This is a genomic window from [Clostridium] symbiosum ATCC 14940 (genome assembly GCF_000466485.1).
GTDB classification, from domain to species: domain Bacteria; phylum Bacillota; class Clostridia; order Lachnospirales; family Lachnospiraceae; genus Otoolea; species Otoolea symbiosa.
The window spans coordinates 1-1,293 of the sequence record NZ_KE992897.1; the positions used below are offsets into that span (position 1 = coordinate 1).

2 protein-coding genes are annotated in these 1,293 nt (G+C 43.3%); one reads left to right on the forward strand and one right to left on the reverse strand.

The annotated features are described in order from the left end of the window. On the reverse strand, window positions 1-533 hold a 533-nt coding region (locus CLOSYM_RS09935; protein WP_242828666.1), incomplete at its 3' end, for a hypothetical protein. 243 nt (window positions 534-776) lie between these two features. Between CLOSYM_RS09935 and CLOSYM_RS09940 the strand changes: the two genes are divergently transcribed. Next, window positions 777-1,262 carry a MarR family winged helix-turn-helix transcriptional regulator gene (locus CLOSYM_RS09940; RefSeq protein WP_009296456.1) on the forward strand — a complete coding sequence of 162 codons (486 nt, stop codon included), beginning with the start codon at window positions 777-779 and terminating at the stop codon, window positions 1,260-1,262. The last annotated feature ends 31 nt before the right edge of the window (window positions 1,263-1,293 follow it).

Here is a 1,293-nt window from a genome sequence, read left to right on the forward strand (position 1 = left end):
CCGCTGGCCGTACCGGCGGCGTCCTCACCTGCTTTATTAAATTTCAGCCGCATATAACGTATCAGCCATCTGCCGTCCTCCTGAACCAGCCGGACTTGAATATTCCAGTTCTGTGTGAATGAGGTACCATCAACAGGAGTAAAGTTAACCTGAAAGGTTCCATACAGGCTGATATCCCCCAAAGAAGAATCCAAAGTTTCAAATTCCGGAGAAGAGATATGGATAGAGCCTTCAAAATCAGGGTTCTGATTGTGGAAGGCAGTGAACTGCCGCAATTGGACTGCCTGGTTATACGCCTCATTGGTAAAATACGGCTGGTATTGTGTTTCAAATTGCTTGATCAGTTCATCCAGATCCGAAGTCTGGGCGGGAATACCGGAAGTGATATTTTCTAATACTTTCTCCACCGTCCGTTCCGGCGCGAGGGTGTGCCGGCGGTAAGAGAACACGCCGGCCGCCGCCAGAACCGCTGTACAGATGATACTGATAAGGATATATTTTTTAAAAGACTCATTATGAAACAGTTTCTTCATTTTCTTTCCCCTCTTTTTCATCAGATTCCGGTGAATTGCCGTTCTTTATACGATCTGACAGGCATCCTGCGCGTCTCTGTCAATAGTTCCCTGTTTAAGCATACATTGTTAAGGATACTTTATCACAGACTGCAGCCGTCTTCAATGGCTCATAATTGTATTCATAAAAATTTAACTTGACATAAGTTAACTAACTAATTATCATATAGTTAATTATTAGAGAGCTAACAAGGAGGAAAAAGAATGAATGATAATTTTCATGATGGTTCGGAGACACGCAACCAGAAACTGGTAGAAAAATATATTATGGCTAATAAACTGCACAGGATGTATTTGGAAAGAGAGCTGAACAAATCAGGCGTTTACCGGAGCCAGCATCAGATCCTGATGTTTATTTCAAAGTTTCCCAACGCCTCGCAGAAGGAAATAGCCAACCGACAGCATGTGTCCACGGCAACGATTGCAGTCTCCCTGAAGAAGATGGAAAAGGGAGGATATATCAGCCGCGTGACGGATAAGGATGATAACCGCTACAATCAGATATGCATTACTCCCAAGGGGCAGGCGGTTGTGGAGGTAAGCGAAAAGATATTTAAGAAGGTGGAAAATGCTCTTTTTGCCGGTTTTACTGATGAGCAGTTGGATCAGTTTGAGGAGTATCTGGATAAAGTGCGCCTCAATTTGGAATATCTCTTCCAGGAAAGTGATATAAAGACAGGGCAGGAATAGGTAGTGTCAAGTAATCTATGAAAAAACGGAG